Genomic DNA, 19,802 nt, shown 5'->3' on the forward strand with positions numbered 1-19,802 from the left:
CTCGGCCGTATTCGACCGTGTTCAGAACTCCACCGTGATGAAGCCGTCCGCGTCGTCGCGCGACGGCGCGTGCACGGTGTAGCCGAACCGGTCCCTGAGGTCGGGCACGTCCCAGTTCGCGGCCCGTTCGCGGTAGTTGAAGAAGAGGTCCTTCGTCGCGCCGCCGTTCTTCAGGATCCGGGCGATCGCGATGTCGTCGGGGTGGCCGTGGACGCTTCCGTTCGTGGAGATCAGGTAGCGGCCGCAGTCGAGCAGGCCGAGGAGGTTGTTCGAGAGGTTCTTGGCGCTGCCGTGGTGGGCGACCTTCAGGGCGTCGATCCGCAGCCGGCCGTTCTCCGCCTCGGCGCGCGGGCGGAGCGAGGCCACCAGGCGCGGGTCGTCCGCGTCGCCGGTGAGGATGAGGCGGACGCCCTCGAACTCGAAGAGCAGACCGATGCTGGTCGGGTTCGTCGGGGAGCCGTCGCGTCTGAAGGGCGCCGCGGCCAGCGCGTCGACGTCGATCGCCCCGAAGCGTTCGATCCCGGCCTCCGGCTGCCGCTCCTTGGGGTCGATCCCGGGGATCAGCCCGGCTTCCTCGCACTTCGTCCTCCAGGTGTCGATCAGCGACTCCAGGAGCCTGCGGTCCGGGGCGAGCACCTCCATGGTGGAGCCGTCGTCGAACCAGGTCGGCGGGTGGTCGATCTCGATGCTGCGGCCGGCGAAGGCGGCGTTCCAGGGGAGCCGCTGGTTCATGAGCTCGGTGGTGAGCAGCTCTCCGTCCACGGCGCCGAAGACCTCGCGGTCGTGCAGGTGGTCGAAGCCGTTGAACCACACGTCACCGATCTCCACCGGCCGCCCGGGGTCGCCGAGCAGGGCCAGCACGCCGAGGATGTGGTCCTGGTCGACGTGGGTCACGACGAGCACGTCGATCCCGCCGTCCAGTCCGGCCAGGAGCGGCTTGATGCGCGCGTAGGTGCCTCGCCGCCCGCCGTCGACGAGGATCCGCCGGGCGAAGTCGTCGTTTCCGTATTCGAGGAGCAGACAGTCGCCGTCCTCCGCGGGCAGCATGCTGAGGCGGATCATCACGCGCTCCCTTGACGCAGGTCGAGGATGAGGAACGGCTCGCGCATGTCGGCCAGCCAGGAGAGCCGGCGGACCTGGTCGAGCCGGGATGCGCACGCGGGGTCGTCGGGGAAGGCGGCGAGTCCGTCGGCGAGCCAGGTGAGGCCGAGGGTGTAGAAGGGGATCCCGCGGTCGAAGGCCTCGATGAGCCCGTCCCTGGCCTCCTTCCGGTCGGCCCCGGGCCGGCGCAGCTGCCGTGCGGCCCGCAGGATCGCGCCGTCGCTGAGCCAGGGGTAGCGGTCGGCGAGGAGCCGCAGCCAGGGGTCCCAGTACGTCTCGTCGGTGCGGTGGTCGGTGCCGAGCAGGACGTACGATCCGGCGGTCGCCGCGAGCGGGTTCTCTGGATCGGAGTGGAGCGCCTTCCCCACGTCGGTGAAGAGCTGCGCCGCGGTGTCCAGGGCGCCCTGGGCCATGTACGCGAGCCCGGCCCCGAGCTGCGGATCGCGTACGGCCACGGCCACGGCGCTGCCGGTCGGGCTCTGCCGCAGGTTGACGAGGACCTCGACGTCGCTGGTGCCCCAGGGCAGGGGGAGGGTGACGAGCCGTACGGCTCCGGCGGCCTCCACGACGAGGAACTGCCGCTCGCCGACCGGCCCGCCGGGGGCAAGGGCGGGGCCGTCGGGGCCGAACCGGTAGAGCGGGGTGACGTCGGCCCCGCGCTCGGCGGAAGCAGACAGGGGGCGGGGCGCGCTCCGGGCGATGAACGGGGCGACCGACGGCCTCGCCGGGTCCTGTTCGAGGGCCAGCATCGACGCGTAGGACCAGCATTCCGGCCGGGAGTCGCCGACCCAGGTGGCGCGCGCGGAGACGTCGCCGACGGACTCGGGCAGGACTCCGTCCGCGCCGACGGCGGGCGCGACCATGGACCGCGAGGCGACCGACTCGGGAAGCGGCACCCCGGTGGCACCGTGGTAGACGCGCTCGGGCTCGATGTTGCCCATGAGGTACTGCCAGGCGTGCGTCCCGTACGGCGAGTCGGTCATGTCGAAATCCACCGGGGCCGACCGGCCCTCCACCGCCTCGGCGTCCTTCGTCAGCACCATTCCCGAGGGCAGGGTCGCGGACACGACGTAGCGTCCGGGGTCGACCGGGTACGGGGCGGGCTCGGGTGAACGCCCGCAGGGGATACGGATGTTGCGCAGCGAGGTGCCTTCGAGGTCGGCCGAGCGGATGTCACCGACGATCACCGCCTCGTTGAACTCCCCGGCGGGCGAGAGGAGGAGCCGGACGGCGAGCGTGGCGGTCATGGTCTGGCCAATACGACGCGGAACATCGGGGGGCGGGCGTCGAACGTCTCGCGGCGGGTGTCTCCGGGCCCGAGGAGGGCCTCGACCTCGTACTGTCCGAACGGCAGGAACAGGGCCCACTCGCTGTGGTCCGCCTCGCCGTCGGCGGGCGGTGGGCGCCGCCGCTCCGCCTGGGCCGGGTGCCGGCAGACGAACTCCGCACGGGTGTTGTCCTCGGCGGGATGACAGCCGACGTACACGGGGACGATCGGGTCTCCCCTCAGTTCGTGGAAGTCGAATTCGAAGGACTCCGGGCTAGCCGGGACGGCGGCCCCGGCGAGAGTGCCCGCGAAGGGGATGGCCCTCATGAACTGGCTGATCGCGTGCATCAGGGTCTGGGTCGTCACGCGCCAGACCCGGCCCTCGGTGTTCTCGCTCCCGGCGCCGTCGAAGCTCCGGAGCAGCGCGTCGGTGAACAGGCTGACGCGGCCGGCGCGGCCGAAGGACTCCTGGCCGTGCAGGGTCGCGAAGTAGACGGCGTGCATCCTCGGCACGAAGCCGTCGGGACGCAAGGTGCTGCCGCTGAGGGGAACCCGGCCGAGGTTGTCCGTTCCCACACGCTTGACGAGCGTGTCGGAACCCGCCCGGCAGGCGTCCACGAAGAACACCTGTTGCCCGGCACGGCAGTTGTTGAGCCCGTTCTTCAGCGCCTCGAACTGCAGAGCGCCGTTCATCGGGCTGTCGCGGTCGGCGAAGACGTCCGACGCCAGGAGGGACGTGGTGATTCCCAGGGAGACGCCGTGACCGCAGAAGTAGAAGACCAGCCGGGCGTCGTCGTGGTCGCCCCGGTCCTTCCACTCCCTGACGGCGGCGACGATGTTGTCGATGGTCGCCTCTTCCACGACGTGCTCCGCGCCCGTCGCCGGGTGGACGAACGGCGCCGGCGCGGCCTCGCTCAACAGCAGCGCGAGGCTCCCCAGGGGCTTGTTCCTGTCGTGGTACCCGTCGATCATCCAGGTCGCGAACCCGCGGGCCGAGAGGGGCGGCGAGGAGAGCTGCCGCATGCCCAGGGCTCCCGGATGGTCCGTCGGCGACCCGCCACCCTGCAGATGCGGGTACGCCCCGACCCCGATGACGAGTGCGTGTGTCGCCGCGACGCCCACGTCCTCGGAGACGTGGACGGTGAATCCGGCCATGGAACCTCCACGTGACGCACTGGCGGGCCGGTGGGAGGCTTTGCTTCTAGCATAGGAGGAAGAGTGGCTTATGTCCCTCGGAGGCCGTGATGGGAAAGAACATCGTGGTGTGCCTGGACGGGACGGGCAACCAGCTCAAGGCCCGCGGCAACACCAACGTCGTCAACCTCTACGAGATGCTCGACCTCGCTGACCCGGCGGCACAGATCGCCTACTACGACCCCGGCGTCGGCACGTTCTCCGCCGCCGGCGCCTGGACCGTCCCGGCACGGAAGTTCTCCCGGCTCCTCGGCCTCGCCTTCGGTGCCGGGCTCAAGGAGAACCTGGCCGAGTCGTACACGTATCTGATGCACCATTACGAACCCGGCGACCGGATCTACCTCTTCGGCTTCAGCCGCGGCGCGTACACCGCACGCGCCCTGGCGGGGCTGCTCAAGGCGGTCGGCCTGCTGCGGCCCGGGTCGGAGAACCTCGTGCCGTACGCGATCTCCGTGTACGCCAAGAACCGGACCTGGACCGACGACGACTGGAAGCAACTCCACCGGTTCGCCGGCGCGTTCAGCCGGAAGGTGGACGACCGCACCGGAATCCCCGTTCATTTCATGGGAATCTGGGACTCGGTCAAGGCGGCAGGACTGCTGCGCTGGAACCTGCGCTGGCTCTTCACGCGCCGGGTCCCCAACGTGAGCCGCGTCCGTCACGCCGTCTCCATCGACGAGAAGCGCCGGCCGTACGAGGAGTACCTCGTCCTGCCGCCGGAGAAGCCGGGGGCACGGGGCCCGGTCATCGAGGAGGCCTGGTTCGCCGGAGTCCACTCCGACGTGGGCGGCACCTTCGACGACGACCCGAGACTGCCCACCGTCGCGCTCAAGTGGATCGTGGACGGCGCCCTCGACGCGGACCTCCTGCTCAAGGAGAAGGCGTACGGCAAGCACCTCACGCTCGACGCCGGCCACGCGCTCGGCACGGTGCACCGCATGGGCGCCGTGTGGGCCCTGCTCACCTACCGGCCGCGCCAGGTCCCCTCCGGTGCCCAGGTGCACGAGAGCGTACGGCTGCGGATCGACGAGGACGCCGCGTACGCGAGGCGGATCCCGGACGGGGTGATCTGGACGGACAGGGAGTGGTTGACGCCGCATCCTCGCGCGGGGGCCGGGGTGAGCGGCGCGGCCACACGGCCTGGGCCGGGGTGAGCGGCCGAACCACAAGGCGGGGACCGCGGCCGGGTGAGCGGTCGTGACCGGCGTGAGAGGCTCGGCCGGTCAGGGGCGTCCGGCCTCCGCCAGGGCGGTGAGGACCCTGTGGGTCTTGCTCTCGGAGAGATCGGAGGGCGTCACCCCGGCCTCCCGCACCGCCTCCTCCAGCTTCCGTTGCCTGCGCTCGGCCCGCGCCGTCAACTCCTCGGCGCTCTCCCCGTCCTTGGGCTTCACCCGGGTCGAGACCTCCAGGAATTCCAGGCCCGCGACCCGCCACGCCTCCAGATCCACCTCCAGATCGCCGAGCGCGACGTCGGCGGCCTTCGTGGAGAGGACCGGCCCCAGCGCGACCAGCCCGTCGAGCTGGACGTCGGGTGCGCAGACATCCAGGAACTGGTCCTGCACCGGGTCGATCGACGCGGCGGAATCGGCCCCGGGCTGGACCGCACCCAGCAACGCGCCCGAAGGGTGACCGTGGGTCAGGGAGGCGGCCACCACCCGGTTGTCCGCCGACCAGTCCTCCTCGATCCGATACGACAACGGCGGGGGGTCGAACGCGTCGGCGAACCGGCCGACCAGCCGTTCCCGTTCGCACGGCCGCAACTTCACGGTCAGTTCGTCCGAACCGCCACCGATCCTGAACCGTACGATCACGCCCTCGTCCAGCAGCCGCACCCGGCCCTCGGCGACGCTCTGCCGGTCCTCCGCGAACCAGATCCGGCGCATGGTCCGCGCGGCACCCGCCCCGCCCAGCGCGGACAGCGCCGATGCGACATCGCCCTCGATGTTGACCTTGATCTCGATCGGCAGCAGGTTCATGGCATCGCTCCCGCGCAATCCCCGGGCAGATCCGGCTATTCCATGGTATTCACACCGGCTCGCGGGCCGCAGCGCGACCCTGGACGTCCGGTGACGTCGGGACTCCTCGCGCGCGGTGGGCACGCGGCCCCTCCGTGCGGTCGATCCGGGAACCGTACGGGGAGAGCACGCGTGTACTCCCGAGAAACGGGGGAGGCCCCCGGTACGACGTCGGGGAGGCGGGACGGTGGGCGGAGCGACGGTACTTGCGGAACGGATCGCCGAGCGGCGGGCCGGGCTCGGTGACCCCAGGGATCTGGTCGGGGAGCTGCGGCGTGCCCTGGTCCTCGTCCCGGTGGACTCCGGGGGTCTGTGGACGGCGGAGTTCGGCGGGGTGCGCTGGATCTGCGCCTTCACCGACGAGGCGGCCCTCGCCCGGTTCGCCCGGGCCCGGGGCGCGGCCGGCGGGGAGGACGGGCGCGGGGCGGGCGGTGCGTGGGAGTTCGCGGAGCTGCGCGGGGCGCGGCTGCTCGACGAGATCGTCCCCGCTCTGGGCGTCCCCGCCGGAGTGGCCGTCGACGTCGCCGATCCGGAGGGGGCGATGGCCTTCCCGCCGGTCCGGGGCATCGTGCCCGACGCCGTGGCGATCGACGCCCCGGCCGACGGGCCGGCCGACGGCGGTGACGTCCGATGAGCGGGGGCGGGCCGGAGGACCTGCGGTTCGACGCGGAGAGCATCAAGAAGATCACCGAAGGGATCCGCGCGGCCACCGCCGAACTCCGTGACATCGGCACGGGCACGGGAGCCGTGCTCGGCAAGGGCTTCTCCGACCTCTCGATGACCGGCATGGAAGCCGGGCACCACGGTCTCTCGGTGGACTTCGAGGACTACTGCGAGCGCTGGGAATGGGGCGTACGGGCGCAGATCCAGGACGCCAACACCCTCGCGGCGGCGCTGGGCCTCGCCGCCGGCCTCGTCTGGGAGGAGGACCAGTACCTCCAGGGCACCTTCAAGATCGCCGTGAACTCCGCCGTGGGCAACCCGCACGCCTCCGAGGCCGACATCGTCAAGCAGGACTGGGGCGACGTGTTCACCCCGGACTACCTGAACCCCGACTGGAGCCCCGAGTCCTTCGAACGCGCCGGGGACGAGGCCGCCCAGACCTGGAAGGACACCGGGCGGGCGGTCCTCACGGAGGGCCAGGGCGGGAGCCGCGCACGGATCCTCAACGAACTCCTCGGGGTGGACCAGGGCGACTTCGACCGTGCCGTGGACGAGACCTTCGGTCCGTCCCCCGAGCAGAGGGCTCAGCAACAGGACACCGGGGGGAACTGACCGTGGGTATCGGGGACTTCATCAGCGACATCACTCCGGATGTCGTCGAGGACGCGGTCGAGGACGGCGTCGAGTGGGTCGGCAACCGGGTCGAGGACGCCGGGAACTGGACCGCGGACCGGCTGGAGGACGTCGGCTGGGAGTCCGGCGCCGACTGGGTGCGCGAGCAGTCGCGCTCACTGGCGAACCGGATGGGTGCCGAGGTCGACGAGATGGACCTCGGGCAGACCGAGGACAAGACCAAGCTGATTTACGGCAGCCCCTCCAAGCTGCGGGACACCGCCTCCCATCTGCGGGACCTCCAGTCCTCCTTCGAGAAGGTCGGCCAGGGACTGAAGGGCCTCGACGCGTCCGCCGTGAAGGGCGAGGCCGCCGACGCCTTCCGGGAGAAGGTCGCGGTCGAGCCGCCCAAGTGGTTCAAGGCCGCGGACGCCTTCGGCAAGGCCGCCGACGCTCTGGCGAGCTTCGGCCTCACCGTCGAGTGGGCCCAGGGGCAGGCCCAGACCGCCATCGACAAGTGGAAGGCGGGCACCAAGGCATCCGCCGACGCGGCCGACGCGCACAACAAGAGCGTCGACCAGTACAACAAGGCCGTCGACAGCTACAACGCCCAGCCCGCCGACAAACGGAACCCGGCCTCCCTGCCGCCCAAGCCGGGCGCCTTCACCGACCCCGGCAAGGCGGGCATGCAGGAGGCGCAGGAGATCCTCGCCGAGGCCCGCAAGCAGCGCAACGCCGCCGCCGAGACGGCCCGTAGCGCCGTCCGGGCCGCCCGGGACGCGGCCCCGCCCAAACCCTCGTACGCCGACCAGGCCATGGACGGCCTCGACGAACTCCAGGTGATGCAGACCCACTTCGGAGGCGGCATCGTCAAGGGCACGGCGGGGCTGCTCAGTTTCGTCCGGAGCGTCAACCCCACCGATCCGTACAACCTCACCCACCCCGCCGAGTACCTCACCCAGCTCAACAGCCTCGCCTCCGGCCTCGTCCTCATGGCCAACGACCCATGGGGCACGGGCAAGCAGATGATCGACAACTTCATGAAGGACCCGGCGGAGGGCTTCGGCCGGCTCGTCCCCGACCTGCTGCTCACCGCCGCCACCGCCGGCGGCGGCGCGGCCGTCAAGGGCGTCCGGATCGCGGCCGACGGAGCGGACCTGGCCTCCGACGCCAACCGCGCCCGACGCCTGCTCGACGGATCGCCGAACGGCACCCACAACCGCCCCGACGCCCACCGTCTCGTCGACGAGACCGACCCGGTGGACCTCGCCTCGGGCCGGATGTTCCTGCCCCAGACCGACGTCTCCCTCCCCGGCACCCTCCCGCTCACCTTCACCCGGCGCGTCGAGTCCGGCTACACCGCCGGACGCTTCTTCGGCCCGTCGTGGTCCTCCACCGTCGACGAGCGCCTGGAGATCGACGCGCGGGGCGTCGTCCACGTCACGGACGACGGCCTCCTGCTCCCCTACCCGCACCCCGTGCCCGGCCTCCCCACGCTCCCCGAGTCCGGCACCGGCCGCCGGCCGCTCGCCCTCGACGCGTCGGGCGACTACACGGTCACCGATCCGGACACCGGTCTGACCCGGCACTTCGCCGCGCCCGCCGGCGCCGAACCGGGCGGCGACGGAGAGGCCTGGCTCGTACGGACGGTGGACCGCAACGGCCATACCGTCACCGTCGACCGCACCGAGGACGGCACCCCGCTCGCCCTCGTCCACACGGCCGGCTACCACGTCGACGTCACCACCGAGAGCGGCCGGGTGACGCGCCTCGCCCTGCGCCTCCCCGACGGCACCGGACAGGACCTCGTCCGCTACGGCCACACCGATGGCGACCTGACCACGGTCACCAAGCCCTCCGGGGCCACCCTCGCCCTCGCCTACGACGACCGGCACCGGGTGATCACCTGGACCGACTCCAACGGCAGCCGCTACGACTACGCGTACGACGAGCACGACCGGGTCATCGGCGAGGGCGGCGAGGACGGCCACGTCCAGCTCACCCTCGCCTACGGCCACCCCGATCCGGCCACCGGCCACCGCACCACCACCCTCACCACCGCCGACGGACGGGTCACCCGCCACCTGATCGACGGCGCCTGCCGCGTCCTCGCCACCGTCGACCCGCTCGGCCACACCACCCGGCTCGGCCACGACGCCCGCGGGAACCTCCTCACCCGCACCGACGCCCTCGGCCGGACGACCGCCTTCTCGTACGACGAGGAGGGCCGGCTGCTCACGGTCGTCCGGGCCGACGGCAGCCGCCTCTCCACCGTCCGGGACGACCGGGGCCTGCCCGTGGAGTTCACCGACGCCGACGGCGGGCGGACACGCCAGGAGTTCGACGACCGCGGCAACCTCACCGCCGTCACGGACCCCGCCGGCCACACCACCCGCTACGCCTACGACGACCGGGGCCACCTCGTCGCCACCACCGACCCGTCCGGCGCCGTCACCACCTTCCGCTGCGACCCCGCAGGACTCCCCCTGGAGGTCGGCGACCCCCACGGCGGCACCACCCGGTGCGCGCGCGACGCCCACGGCCGGCTCGTCCGTGTCACCGACCCGCTCGGCGCCGTCACCACCCTGGAGTGGACGGAGGACGGCGAACTCGCCCGGCGGGTCCACCCGGACGGCACCACCGAGGCATGGGCCTACGACGGTGAGGGCAACTGCACCGCGTACACCGATCCCAACGGCCTCACGACCCGCTTCGAGTACACCCACTTCGACCTGCTCGCCGCCCGCACCGGCCCCGACGGCGCGCGCCACGCCTTCGAGCACGACGCCGCCCTCCGCCTCACCCGGGTCACCGACCCCCAGGGGCTGACCTGGGACTACGTGTACGACAGGGCCGGCCGCACGGTCGCCGAGACCGACTTCGACGGGCGGACCGTCGGCTACGAACTGGACGCGGTCGGGCAGGTCATCGCCCGCACCGCCGCCACCGGCCAGACCGTCCGCTACGAGCGGGACGCGCTCGACCGGGTCGTCCGCAAGGACGCCGCCGGATCGGTCACCACCTACGCGTACGACGCCGTCGGCCGGATGGTCCGCGCCCAGGGGCCCGACAGCGAACTCGTCCGACAGTACGACCGCCGCGGCGAACTCAAGGCCGAACTCGTCGACGGCCGCCCGCTCACCTACGCCTACGACGACGCCGGACGCCTCGCCCGCCGCATCACCCCCACCGGACACGTCACCACCTACGCGTACGACACCACCGGCCGGCTCTCCCAGCTCACCAGCGGCACCCGGCGGATCTCCTTCGCCCACGACACGGCCGGACGGGAACTACGCCGCGCCTTCGGCGACGCCCTCGCGCTCACCACGTCCTGGGACGGTTCCGGGCGGCTCGCCGGCCAGCACCTGACCGCGGGCGCCCGCACCGTCAACCGCCGCGCCTACACCTACCGCGCCGACGGCCACCTCACCACGCTCGACGACGCCCTGCGCGGCACCTTCCACTACGGCCTCGACGCCACCGGCCGCGTCACCACGGTCACCGCCGCGGGCTGGACGGAGTCGTACGCCTACGACGCCTCCGGCAACCAGACCTCCGCGTCCTGGCCCGGCGGTCACCCCGGCCAGGACGCCACCGGCCCCCGCAGCTACACCGGGACCACCCTCACCCGCGCCGGAGCGGTCCGGTACGAGCACGACGCCGGCGGCCGGATCACCCTGCGCCGCCGGGCCACGCTCTCCGGGAGGACGGACACCTGGCGGTACACCTGGGACGCGGAGAGCCGCCTCGCCGCCGTCACCACGCCCGACGGGACGCGCTGGCGCTACCGGTACGACCCGCTCGGCCGCCGCACCGCGAAGCAGCGGCTCGCCGACGACGGCGAGACGGTGGCCGAGGAGACCCAGTTCACCTGGGACGGCCCGACCCTGTGCGAACAGGTCACGACCGCACCCGAGTTGCCCCGCCCCGTCGCCCTCACCTGGGACCACCGGCACGCCAAGCCACTGGCCCAGACGGAACGCGTCCTCGGCGCGGACGCCTCGCGGGAGGCCGTCGACGAGCGGTTCTTCGCCATCGCCACCGACCTCGTCGGCACCCCCACCGAACTCGTCGACGAGACCGGCCGGGTGGCCTGGCACAGCCGCGCCACGCTCTGGGGCACCACCACGTGGAACAGCGGCGCCACCGCCTACACCCCGCTCAGGTTCCCCGGCCAGTACTTCGATCCCGAGACCGGTCTCCACCACAACTACTTCCGGCAGTACGACCCGGAGACCGCCCGCTACCTCACCCCCGACCCGCTGGGGCTCCTCCCCGCCCCCAACCCGGCCGCCTACGTCCACAACCCGGTCACCTGGTCCGACCCGCTCGGCCTCTCCCCCTACCGCGGGCTCGGACTCAGCGACGAGGCGATGAACGCCATCCAGAAGCTGGAGAACATCAAGGCCGACCCGATCGGCCGCATCAACTCCGAACCCAACCACAACCACTACTCGGCGGCGCGGCGCGAGGCGGGCGGCGAGGTCGTGGCCCGCAGGCCGGACGGCACCCCGTACGACCACGTCCAGGACCTCACGCAGGCCGCGAACGGACTGGAGAACGTCCGCAAGGCCCTGTGGAAGGAGATGGAGAAGCTGCCGGACGGCATGACCGAGCGCGGGCTCGAAGTGCTCCTCAAGAAGCACGACGAGACGGTCTACCACCTGGACCGTGTGAAAGGCTTCCTGCACCAGATCAAGCAGCCGTGACCGACCCCAGAAACGGAACAGTGCGCCCATGACCGACGAGAACAGCCACGCCACCGAGGTACGCGAGCGGTGGACCCGAGCGGAGAACGCCACCGCCCTCGCCGGAATCCGCGCCGCCCTCGCCGGCGGCGGCGACTGGCGCGCGCTCGTGAGCGAGTGGACCCTGCCCTGGGGCACCGAGAACGACCTGGCCGGCATCCCACTCGCCGGCGTGGGCCTCGGCGGCGCGGACCTGACGGGCGTCATCCTCAGCTACGCCGACCTCAGCGGCTCCGACCTGAGCGGCTGCGACCTCACCGACGCGTTCCTGACGGGCACCGACCTGCGCGGCGCCACGCTGGTGAACGCGACCCTCACCCGGGTCAACGCCGGGCTCTGCGACCTCAGCGGCGCCGACCTGAGCGGCGCGAACGCGGACGACGCCGTGTTCTCCCGCGCCCGCCTCGTCGGCACCCGGCTCTCCGGCGCCTCCCTGCGCCGGGTGAAGTTCGTCGCGGCCGAACTCGGCGACGCGGACTTCTCGCACGCGGACCTGTCGGAGGCCGTCATGGTCGCGGCCAGGACGGCCGGCGTGAACCTGGACGGCGCCCGCCTGGAAGGGACCCGCCGCGGTTCACTGAGGCCGTGAGTGTCATCTCGTCCTGGACGGACGTGTGGTGTGAGCCGCTCGCCGTGCTCGCCGCCACTGTCTGGCACCGCCCCTAGGCGAACCACGCGCTGCTCGGCCGATGTCCGAGGCACGTCGTACTCTTCCCCGAGTTCAACTGCCCTGGGAGATTCACTTGTCCGTTCACGCTCGGCTCCGTGCCACCGTCCCCGCTCTCCTGCCCTCGTCGCAGGCCGGTCCGCCGGAGATCACGGGGCGGCCCGGGCGCTGGATGCTCGTCCAGCGGAGCGACGCCGAGATCGTGGCCCAACCCCTGGACGACGTCTTCGTCGTACGCGCCGGGACGAGCGTTCGCTTCCCCGCTCCGTGGCCCCGTAGTCGCGGCACGTGGGAAGTGGCGCCCGACGCGAGCCTGGCCGTCTTCGCCGGGGTCCACGCCGTGCGCGCGGTGGACCCGTCGGGTGCGACGCGTTGGGAGGTCCGCCACGGATGCTGGTACGGCGCGTGCCGGGAGATGCACGAGTCGTACGACGCGTACGCGGACCGGCAGGACCACCGGTACCCGGAGAGCGGCTCGGTCGGCTTCTCGGCGGACGGCAGGCTCGTCTGGGCACACGTGCGCGGCCCGTTGCCCGAGGGCGAGCTGAGCCCCGACGCGGTCGATGAGTGGCTGGTCATCGACGCCGAGACCGGTCACGTGCTCGCGCGCGCCGACGCGGAAGCCGCAGCGGCCGGCAGCGTTCACCTGCCCCACCCGACCGATCCTCGTCAGATGGGGCTGAGCATCGGCGAAGGACAGGACGGCGCACCGCTGCGCTGGGGCCGCTGGGACGGGACGGAGCTGACCGTGGACCGTCTGGACGGCGACCTGTGCCTGCTGAGCCTCAGCCCCTCGGGCGACCGGCTCATGACCGTCTCCCACGACCAGGACTCCCTCGCCGTACGAGACTCTCGCGGCACCGTCGTCGAGGCGCTGGACTGGAACGCCGAAGCGACGATCCCCCGGCACCCTGACGCTCCCACCGACCCCGACGCCGACGAGGAAGAGGAGGAGGTGGACGTCTGCTGGGACTGGGCCGGCGGCTTCATCGACGAGACGACCCTTGTCGTCTCGACCGCCGAGAGCGACGAGGAGTGGGGGCGGGGCCGGCACTGGCTGGTCGGCACCACGGGAGCGCGTGGTGTCGTGCCGATCGACTACCCCTCGCCGGTCGGCGGCGAGCCGACCGCGCTGGGAGGCGGTGTCTGGTCGACGCTGTCCGAGACCCGTGACGTCCTCCACGTCTGGGGTCCCCACGGGCTGGAAGGGTGATCGCAGCCGATTCACTTCGTCAACGGCGTCGGGGCGGCCACGGCGCAGGAGCTCGCGGCACGACCGCGTGGTCGAGGTCGCCGCAGGCGGGACGTTCAGGCGAGGGCGTTCACCGCGAGGGCGAAGGCACGGGGAAGCCGGGCCGCGGTCGGCACGATCTTGTCCGCCAGTCGGGGGCGTTGCCGAGCTCGCAGCAGGCAGTCGGTCAGGAACCGGTGCCGGAGGGTCGCCTGCTTCCATGCGGCCTCGTACGCGCCGGGTGAGCCGCGACGCAGCTGATCGACCAGCACCCTGGCACCGGCGAGAGCCAGTGAGACGCCCTCTCCGGTCAGCGCGTCGATGTAGCCGGCGGCGTCGCCCACCAGCAGGACCCGCCCGTGGACCCGCGAGCGGACCCTCTGGCGGAGGGGACCCGCACCACGCACGGCGCCGACCGCGGCCTGGCGGGGCAGAGCGGCCGCGAGTTCGGGGAAGCCGGCCAGCTGTTCGTCGAACGGCGCACGCAGTGAGGTCAGGAGCGCGACGCCCAGGAGCTGTGACCCGAGCGGGGTCACGTACGCCTCGCCGTGGGGACCCCAATGGACCTCGACGTACGAGGAAGGCGGCGTCACGGCGTAATGCCGGCGCAGCCCGTAGCGCGGGACGCCCTCGCCGGGCATGCCGAGCCCCAGCGAACGTCGCACCGGCGAGTGCAGTCCGTCCGCGGCGACGAGCCACCTGGCGCGCACACCCGTGGCACTGTCGGAGACGCCCGCGGCGTCCTGACGCACATCCCGCACGCGTACCGGCAGGACAGGGACTCCGGCGGCGACGACGGCCGCGTGCAGGGTGGCGTGCAGGACGGTGCGCCGCACTCCCAGGCCGGGGCCCTGCCGGAACTCCGCCTGGGCCTGGTGCCGGCCCTGCCGGTAGCGGATGCCGAGGATCGGCCTGCCGGGCACGTCCAGTCCCAGCGCGCGCAGTTCCCTGACCGCCCCGGGCATCAGCCCCTCTCCGCAGGCCTTGTCGACGGGCAGGCCTCGCGGCTCCGCGAGGACGACGTCCAACCCCGCCCGCACCGCGTACAGCGCGGTGGCGAGACCCGCGGGGCCGCCGCCCACGATCAGCAGATCGTGCGTGCGGCTCACGCCACGCCCACCCGCCCCAGGGCGGTGTTCTCACACCGGATGCGGACGGCGAGCAGCGCCGCGTCGGCCACGGTGAAGACGGTCGCGGTCAGCCACGCGCTGTGCACCAGGGGCAGCGCCGCGATCTCCGCCACGACCGCGACGTAGTTCGGGTGGCGCGCGAAGCGGTACGGCCCGGCCCGTACGAGACGGGCTCCGGGGACCACGATGACCCGCGTGTTCCAGTACGGGCCCAGGGTCGTGACGCACCACCAGCGCAGCGCCTGGGCCAGGACGACGACGGCCAGCATGCTCCAGCCGAGCACGGGCAGGAACGGCCGGTGGGCCAGCCAGGCCTCGGCCAGACAGCTCGCGAGCAGGGTCGTGTGCAGGGCCACCATGACGGGGTAGTGACCGCTGCCGTACTCCACCCCGAGACGGGCCAGGGTCCAGGCCGCGTTGCGTCGCGCCACGACGAGTTCGACGAGGCGTTCCACGGCGACGGCCGCCAGGAGAAGCGTGTACCAGAGCATGTTCCGTGGTTCCTCACCAGCGCAGGAGGACGAACTCGACGCAGAAGCCGGGCCCCATCGCCATCATCAGGCCCCACGAGCCCGGCGGCGGAGGGGCGTTGGTGGTGACGTCCTCCAGGATCCGCAGGACCGAGGCGGAGGACATGTTTCCCGACACGGCCAGGGCCCGGTGGGCCGATGCGAGGGCACCGTCGGGAAGGTCGAGGGCGTGTGCCACCGCCGTGAGGATCCGCGGTCCCCCGGGGTGGCAGATCCAGGTCCCGATGTCGTCCAGATCCAGGCCGTGGACGGCCAGGAAGTCCCGGAGGTCGGGACCGATCCGGGCTCCCACGACATCGGGGATGGCGGCGTCCACCACCGGCCGGAACCCTCCGGCACCGATCGTCCAGCCCAGCAGATGCTCGGTGTCCGGGTAGAGGAGACTGCGGGTGGCCACCACCGCCGGGCGACCGGACCGGTGGTCGCCGGCCCGCGCGGCATGCGCGACGACCGCCGCCGCACCGTCGCCGAACAGGGCACCGGCGACGAGGTTGGCCGGCGAGTCGTCACGCTGCTGCAGGGTGAGTGAGCACAGCTCCACGCTGAGCAGCGCGGCCACCTCGCCCTGGTGGCCGCGCAGGTAGTCATGGAGCCGGGCGAGACCGGCCGCTCCCGCGACGCAGCCGAGCCCGAACACGGGAATCCGTTTCACGTCCGGCCGCATGCCCATGCGCGAGGCGAGCCGGGCGTCGAGCGACGGCGCGGCGATACCGGTGATGGAGGTGCACACCAACAGATCCAGCTCCGAGGGGGCCAGCCCGGCGGCTGCGAGCGCAGACGTCAAAGCCCGTTCCCCGAGTTCCAGACCGGCCGTCATCCATGCCGCGTTCGTCTCGCCGAAGTCCCCCAGAGCCGCGTACCGCTCGATGGGGAGGGCGAGGTGACGGGTCCGCACCCCGGCGGCCCCGTGCAGGCGGCGCAGCACCGTGCGGTCCGCTCCGGGCGCCAGGCAGAGGTCGCCGATCAGCTCGGTGAGTTCGTCCTGGGCGTATCGGTGCTCCGGCAGGGCCGTACGGACGGCGGCGACGACGCTCCGCCGCCCGTCGGGATCGGGCCGCGCATCGCCGGCGCCGCCGGCACGCACCGCCGGAGGCGTGTCGGGGGCGAGCCGGTCGACTGTGGGGACACGCATTCCGGGATGTCTCCTCACGACCGACGGCGCGATTACCTTGCTCCCGTGTCTCTATACCTCCCTGGTCTTCCGGTGCGAGCGACACACCGGCTCGCGACGCTGCTCCACTCGTGCCACCCGGAGCCGACGCTCGCCGTGACGGTGTTCGTCACCGCTCTGGCCGCCACGTCGGGGCGGGGACCGGGGGATGTCATGGCGGTCGGAGCGGCGGTGCTCGCCGGTCAGCTCTCGATCGGCTGGTGCAACGACGCGGTGGACGCGGGCCGGGACACCGCCAGCGGCCGGCGGGACAAACCGATCGCGGCCGGGGCACTGCGCCCGCGGACGGCCGCCGTGGCCGCCGTGGTGGCGCTCGTCGCCTGCGTACCGCTCTCCTTGCTCAGCGGCCCCGCCGCCGCGGCCGTCCACCTCACGGGCGTCGTCGCCGGCGGGTGGGCGTACGACCTGGCCCTGAAAAGAACCCCGTTCTCCCCCGTGCCGTACGCCGTCGGGTTCGCGTCCCTGCCCGCCTTCGTGACGCTCGGCCCGCCGACGCACTCCTGGCCCGCCTGGTGGGCCGTGGCCACGAGTGCCCTGCTCGGTGTCGGCGCCCATTGGGTGAACGCGCTGCCGGACATCGCGGACGATCTCGCGACGGGTGTCCGCGGTCTGCCTCAACGCCTCGGCCCCGTGGCCTGTCGCCGGCTCTCCCTGGTCACGATGCTGGCCGCGGTCGCGATCGTCACCGTGTGCCCGCCCGGGACGGCAGGGGCGGCGGGCTGGGCGTGTGCGACGGCAGCGGGATGCGCCGCGGCCGTCGGTACGGTCCCGAGGTGGCGTGAAGGCAGCCGCTGGCCGTTCCGGGCGGCGATCGCGGTCGCGGGGCTGGCCGTCGTGCAGCTCCTGTCACGGGGCTCCGCGATCGCCTGAGGCCGGCGTGCAGACGTCTGTCCCACCACCCCGGCTCACCACTCCGGACGCGGTCTTAGCCGATCCGGCCGTACCCGACGTGCCGGAGGCGCGCACGGGAGCAAGGGTTGCTCCCGTGCTCGAGGGCCGCCGGCCGGTCGGGCGGCAAGGGATCGCAGGCCGAGGAATCCGGCAGAGGGAGACACGAGGCATGGCCCAGAAGAAGTCGGCGAAGGCGAAGAAGGCCCCGGCCAAGAAGGCCCCGGCCAAGAAGGCCCCGGCCAGGAAGGCCACCACAGCCAAGTCCGCACCACGTGGCCAGGCCCGCACCGCCCCCGAGAGGTCCGCGCCGAAGCTTCCCGAGGCGACCGAGCCCACCGAGCCGCGCGAGCCGCTGCCGCCCGAGCAGGACCAGGTCGGCCCCGACACGCTCAGCCCCACGGGACAGCCCACGGGCGCCCCACAGGCCGCGGTGGCGCAGGGCGGCGCCTACCTGACAACGGCCCAGGGAGCCCGGCTCCCCGACAGTGACCATTCCCTGAAGGCCGGTCCGCGGGGGCCGGTGCTCCTCCAGGACCACCACCTGCGGGAGAAGATCACCCACTTCGATCACGAGCGGATCCCCGAGCGGGTGGTGCACGCGCGGGGTGCCGCCGCGCACGGGGTCTTCCGGAGCTACGGCACGGCGGGCAAGATCACCAAGGCGGCGTTCCTGGCAAAGGGCGTCGAGACGCCGGTGTTCGTCCGGTTCTCGACCGTCCTCGGATCCCGGGGTTCGGCGGACACGGTGCGTGACACGCGCGGGTTCGCCACGAAGTTCTACACCGGCGAGGGCACCTTCGACCTCGTCGGCAACAACATCCCGGTCTTCTTCATCCAGGACGCCGTCAAGTTCCCCGACATCATCCACGCCGGGAAGCCGCACCCTGATCGGGAGATCCCGCAGGCGCAGAGCGCGCACGACACCTTCTGGGACTTCGTGTCGCTGCACACCGAGGCCACCCACCACACGCTCTGGAACATGTCCGACCGCGCCATCCCCCGGTCCTTCCGGATGATGGAGGGCTTCGGGATCCACACCTTCCGCCTGGTCGACGCCAAGGGCGCGACCACCCTGGTGAAGTTCCACTGGAAGCCGACGCTCGGCGTCCACTCCCTGGTCTGGGAGGAAGCACAGATCACCAACGGAATGGACCCCGACTTCCACCGCAGGGATCTCGCCGACGCGATCGAGGCCGGCGCCTTCCCGCAGTGGGAACTCGGCGTCCAGACCTTCCCCGACACCCCGGAGCAGACCTTCGAAGGGATCGATCTCCTCGACCCCACGAAGATCGTCCCCGAGGAGCTCGCACCTGTACGGCCCATCGGACTGATGACCCTCGACGCCAACCCGGTCAACTACTTCGCCGAGACCGAACAGGTCGCCTTCCACCCGGGCCACCTCGTCCCCGGCATCGACGTCACCGACGACCCCCTCCTCGCGGGGCGGCTCTTCTCCTACCTCGACACCCAGATCAGCCGGCTCGGCGGCCCGAACTTCGGCCAGATCCCCATCAACCGGCCGCACGCCCCCGTCAACGACATGCTCCGCGACGGCATGCACCAGAGCGCGGTGCACACCGGTGTCGCCCCGTACCGGCCCAACAGCCTCGACGGCGGCTGCCCCTTCCTCGCCGGGGCCGACACGGGTGCCTTCATCGAGGTACCGGTCGAACTCCCGGCGACGCGAAAGGTCAGGGACGCGCCCGCCTCCTTCGCGGACCACTTCTCCCAACCCCGCCTGTTCTGGCTGAGCATGACCTCGGTGGAGCGCGAACACATCATCGCCGCGTACACCTTCGAACTGAACAAGTGCCACGAGCAGCCGGTCAAGGAACGTGTCCTCGCCGTCCTCGCGAACATCGACCCGGGACTCTGCGCGGAGGTGGCCACCGGCCTCGGGCTCTCCGCGCCGGCCCCGACACACCCGCTCGCGAACGTCGACCCGAGTCCCGCTCTCTCACAACTCGGCCGCACCTGGCCGGTGGACGGGAGGGTCGTCGGCATCATCGCCGATCCCTCCTGCGACCTGAGGGGCGTCCGGGCGGTGAGGGACAGGGTGCTCACATCCGGCATGAAACCCCTCGTCATCGCCCCCGCGGGCGGCACGCTCGGGCCCGAGAAGAACCCGGTCGCGGTCCAACGCACCTTCGCCACCGCCCGATCCATCGAGTTCGACGCCCTCATCCTGGCCGGGACGCCCCAGGCGGCCGCTGATGCCCATGGTGCCCGCGACGCGAAAGCCGGCGCACCCGAGCCCGGCAGCCCCGACCCCCGCGTTCTCTTGCTGCTCGCCGAGGCCTACCGCCACGGCAAGGCCATCGGCGGATGGAACGACTCGTCCCGAATCCTCGAAGCCGCCGGGATCCGGGAGGACGGACCGGGCCTCGCGTTCAGGGCCACCGCCGCCGCCGCTCTCAAGGACATCACGCGCGCCCTGGCGGAACACCGCGCCTGGGCGAGGTTCCCCACGACCGTCTGACCGGACGGAGGCAAGCCCTCTCCCCTCGCAGGCCAGGCCTCGATGCCGACTCCGCCACGCTCCCCCCGGGGGGAGCGTGGCAGGCCCACTCGCCCTTTCC

General features: G+C 72.3%; 15 protein-coding genes. 8 read left to right on the forward strand and 7 right to left on the reverse strand.

Features of this window, described 5'->3' with window-relative positions:
- Window positions 1-21 precede the first annotated feature (21 nt).
- The 3 genes from ACIP8Z_RS03535 to ACIP8Z_RS03545 are packed head-to-tail and all read right to left on the reverse strand — an operon-like array spanning window position 22 to window position 3,523.
- On the reverse strand, window positions 22-1,062 hold the full coding sequence (locus ACIP8Z_RS03535) for an MBL fold metallo-hydrolase (RefSeq protein WP_402078164.1): 1,041 nt from the start codon (window positions 1,060-1,062) through the stop codon (window positions 22-24).
- Window positions 1,062-2,348, reverse strand: a complete 1,287-nt coding sequence (locus ACIP8Z_RS03540) for a hypothetical protein (RefSeq protein ID WP_402078166.1) — start codon at window positions 2,346-2,348, stop codon at window positions 1,062-1,064. The genes ACIP8Z_RS03535 and ACIP8Z_RS03540 overlap by 1 nt, the downstream gene beginning before the upstream one ends.
- Window positions 2,345-3,523, reverse strand: coding sequence for a caspase family protein (locus ACIP8Z_RS03545; protein WP_402078168.1), 1,179 nt, complete (start codon window positions 3,521-3,523; stop codon window positions 2,345-2,347). Before ACIP8Z_RS03545 ends, ACIP8Z_RS03540 begins: the two co-directional genes overlap by 4 nt.
- Before the next feature lie 89 nt (window positions 3,524-3,612).
- Here ACIP8Z_RS03545 and ACIP8Z_RS03550 point away from each other — a divergent pair, with 89 nt between their 5' ends.
- The gene (locus ACIP8Z_RS03550) at window positions 3,613-4,716 is read left to right on the forward strand and encodes a DUF2235 domain-containing protein (protein ID WP_402078170.1); all 1,104 of its coding nucleotides are present in this window, start codon (window positions 3,613-3,615) and stop codon (window positions 4,714-4,716) included.
- 69 nt (window positions 4,717-4,785) lie between these two features.
- On the opposite strand, the gene ACIP8Z_RS03555 is transcribed toward ACIP8Z_RS03550, so the two are convergent.
- Window positions 4,786-5,538 carry a hypothetical protein gene (locus tag ACIP8Z_RS03555; RefSeq protein WP_402078172.1) on the reverse strand — a complete coding sequence of 251 codons (753 nt, stop codon included), beginning with the start codon at window positions 5,536-5,538 and terminating at the stop codon, window positions 4,786-4,788.
- Between the two features lie 226 nt (window positions 5,539-5,764).
- On the opposite strand from ACIP8Z_RS03555, the gene ACIP8Z_RS03560 reads away from it, so the two are divergent.
- The 5 genes from ACIP8Z_RS03560 to ACIP8Z_RS03580 all read left to right on the forward strand — a co-directional run bounded on the left by ACIP8Z_RS03560 (window position 5,765) and on the right by ACIP8Z_RS03580 (window position 13,483).
- On the forward strand, window positions 5,765-6,211 hold the full coding sequence (locus tag ACIP8Z_RS03560) for a hypothetical protein (protein ID WP_402078174.1): 447 nt from the start codon (window positions 5,765-5,767) through the stop codon (window positions 6,209-6,211).
- Complete coding sequence (locus tag ACIP8Z_RS03565) at window positions 6,208-6,852, forward strand: hypothetical protein (protein ID WP_402078177.1); 645 nt, start codon at window positions 6,208-6,210, stop codon at window positions 6,850-6,852. Before ACIP8Z_RS03560 ends, ACIP8Z_RS03565 begins: the two co-directional genes overlap by 4 nt.
- 2 nt (window positions 6,853-6,854) lie before the next feature.
- A complete protein-coding gene (locus tag ACIP8Z_RS03570; RefSeq protein WP_402078179.1) occupies window positions 6,855-11,564 on the forward strand; it encodes a putative T7SS-secreted protein in 4,710 nt (1,569 codons plus the stop codon).
- Between the two features lie 28 nt (window positions 11,565-11,592).
- Entirely contained in the window at window positions 11,593-12,192 is a 600-nt protein-coding gene (locus tag ACIP8Z_RS03575; RefSeq protein WP_402078181.1) for a pentapeptide repeat-containing protein, read from the forward strand.
- A 154-nt stretch (window positions 12,193-12,346) separates the two neighbouring features.
- On the forward strand, window positions 12,347-13,483 hold the full coding sequence (locus tag ACIP8Z_RS03580; protein ID WP_402078183.1) for a hypothetical protein: 1,137 nt from the start codon (window positions 12,347-12,349) through the stop codon (window positions 13,481-13,483).
- 95 nt (window positions 13,484-13,578) lie between these two features.
- On the opposite strand, the gene ACIP8Z_RS03585 is transcribed toward ACIP8Z_RS03580, so the two are convergent.
- From ACIP8Z_RS03585 to ACIP8Z_RS03595, 3 genes are read right to left on the reverse strand one after another with little or no spacing between them, the layout of a single operon-like run.
- The gene (locus ACIP8Z_RS03585; RefSeq protein WP_402078186.1) at window positions 13,579-14,610 is read right to left on the reverse strand and encodes an NAD(P)/FAD-dependent oxidoreductase; all 1,032 of its coding nucleotides are present in this window, start codon (window positions 14,608-14,610) and stop codon (window positions 13,579-13,581) included.
- Window positions 14,607-15,122, reverse strand: a complete 516-nt coding sequence (locus ACIP8Z_RS03590) for an isoprenylcysteine carboxyl methyltransferase family protein (protein WP_402078188.1) — start codon at window positions 15,120-15,122, stop codon at window positions 14,607-14,609. Before ACIP8Z_RS03590 ends, ACIP8Z_RS03585 begins: the two co-directional genes overlap by 4 nt.
- Window positions 15,123-15,135: 13 nt before the next feature.
- Window positions 15,136-16,293: a type III polyketide synthase gene (locus ACIP8Z_RS03595; RefSeq protein ID WP_402078191.1), complete on the reverse strand. Its 1,158-nt coding sequence runs from the start codon at window positions 16,291-16,293 to the stop codon at window positions 15,136-15,138.
- 6 nt (window positions 16,294-16,299) lie between these two features.
- Between ACIP8Z_RS03595 and ACIP8Z_RS03600 the strand changes: the two genes are divergently transcribed.
- Entirely contained in the window at window positions 16,300-17,202 is a 903-nt protein-coding gene (locus tag ACIP8Z_RS03600) for a UbiA family prenyltransferase (protein ID WP_402078193.1), read from the forward strand.
- 190 nt (window positions 17,203-17,392) lie between these two features.
- Entirely contained in the window at window positions 17,393-19,702 is a 2,310-nt protein-coding gene (locus ACIP8Z_RS03605; protein ID WP_402078196.1) for a catalase, read from the forward strand.
- The last annotated feature ends 100 nt before the right edge of the window (window positions 19,703-19,802 follow it).

Source organism: Streptomyces sp. NPDC088553, assembly GCF_044752965.1.
In the GTDB taxonomy this organism is placed as follows: domain Bacteria; phylum Actinomycetota; class Actinomycetes; order Streptomycetales; family Streptomycetaceae; genus Streptomyces.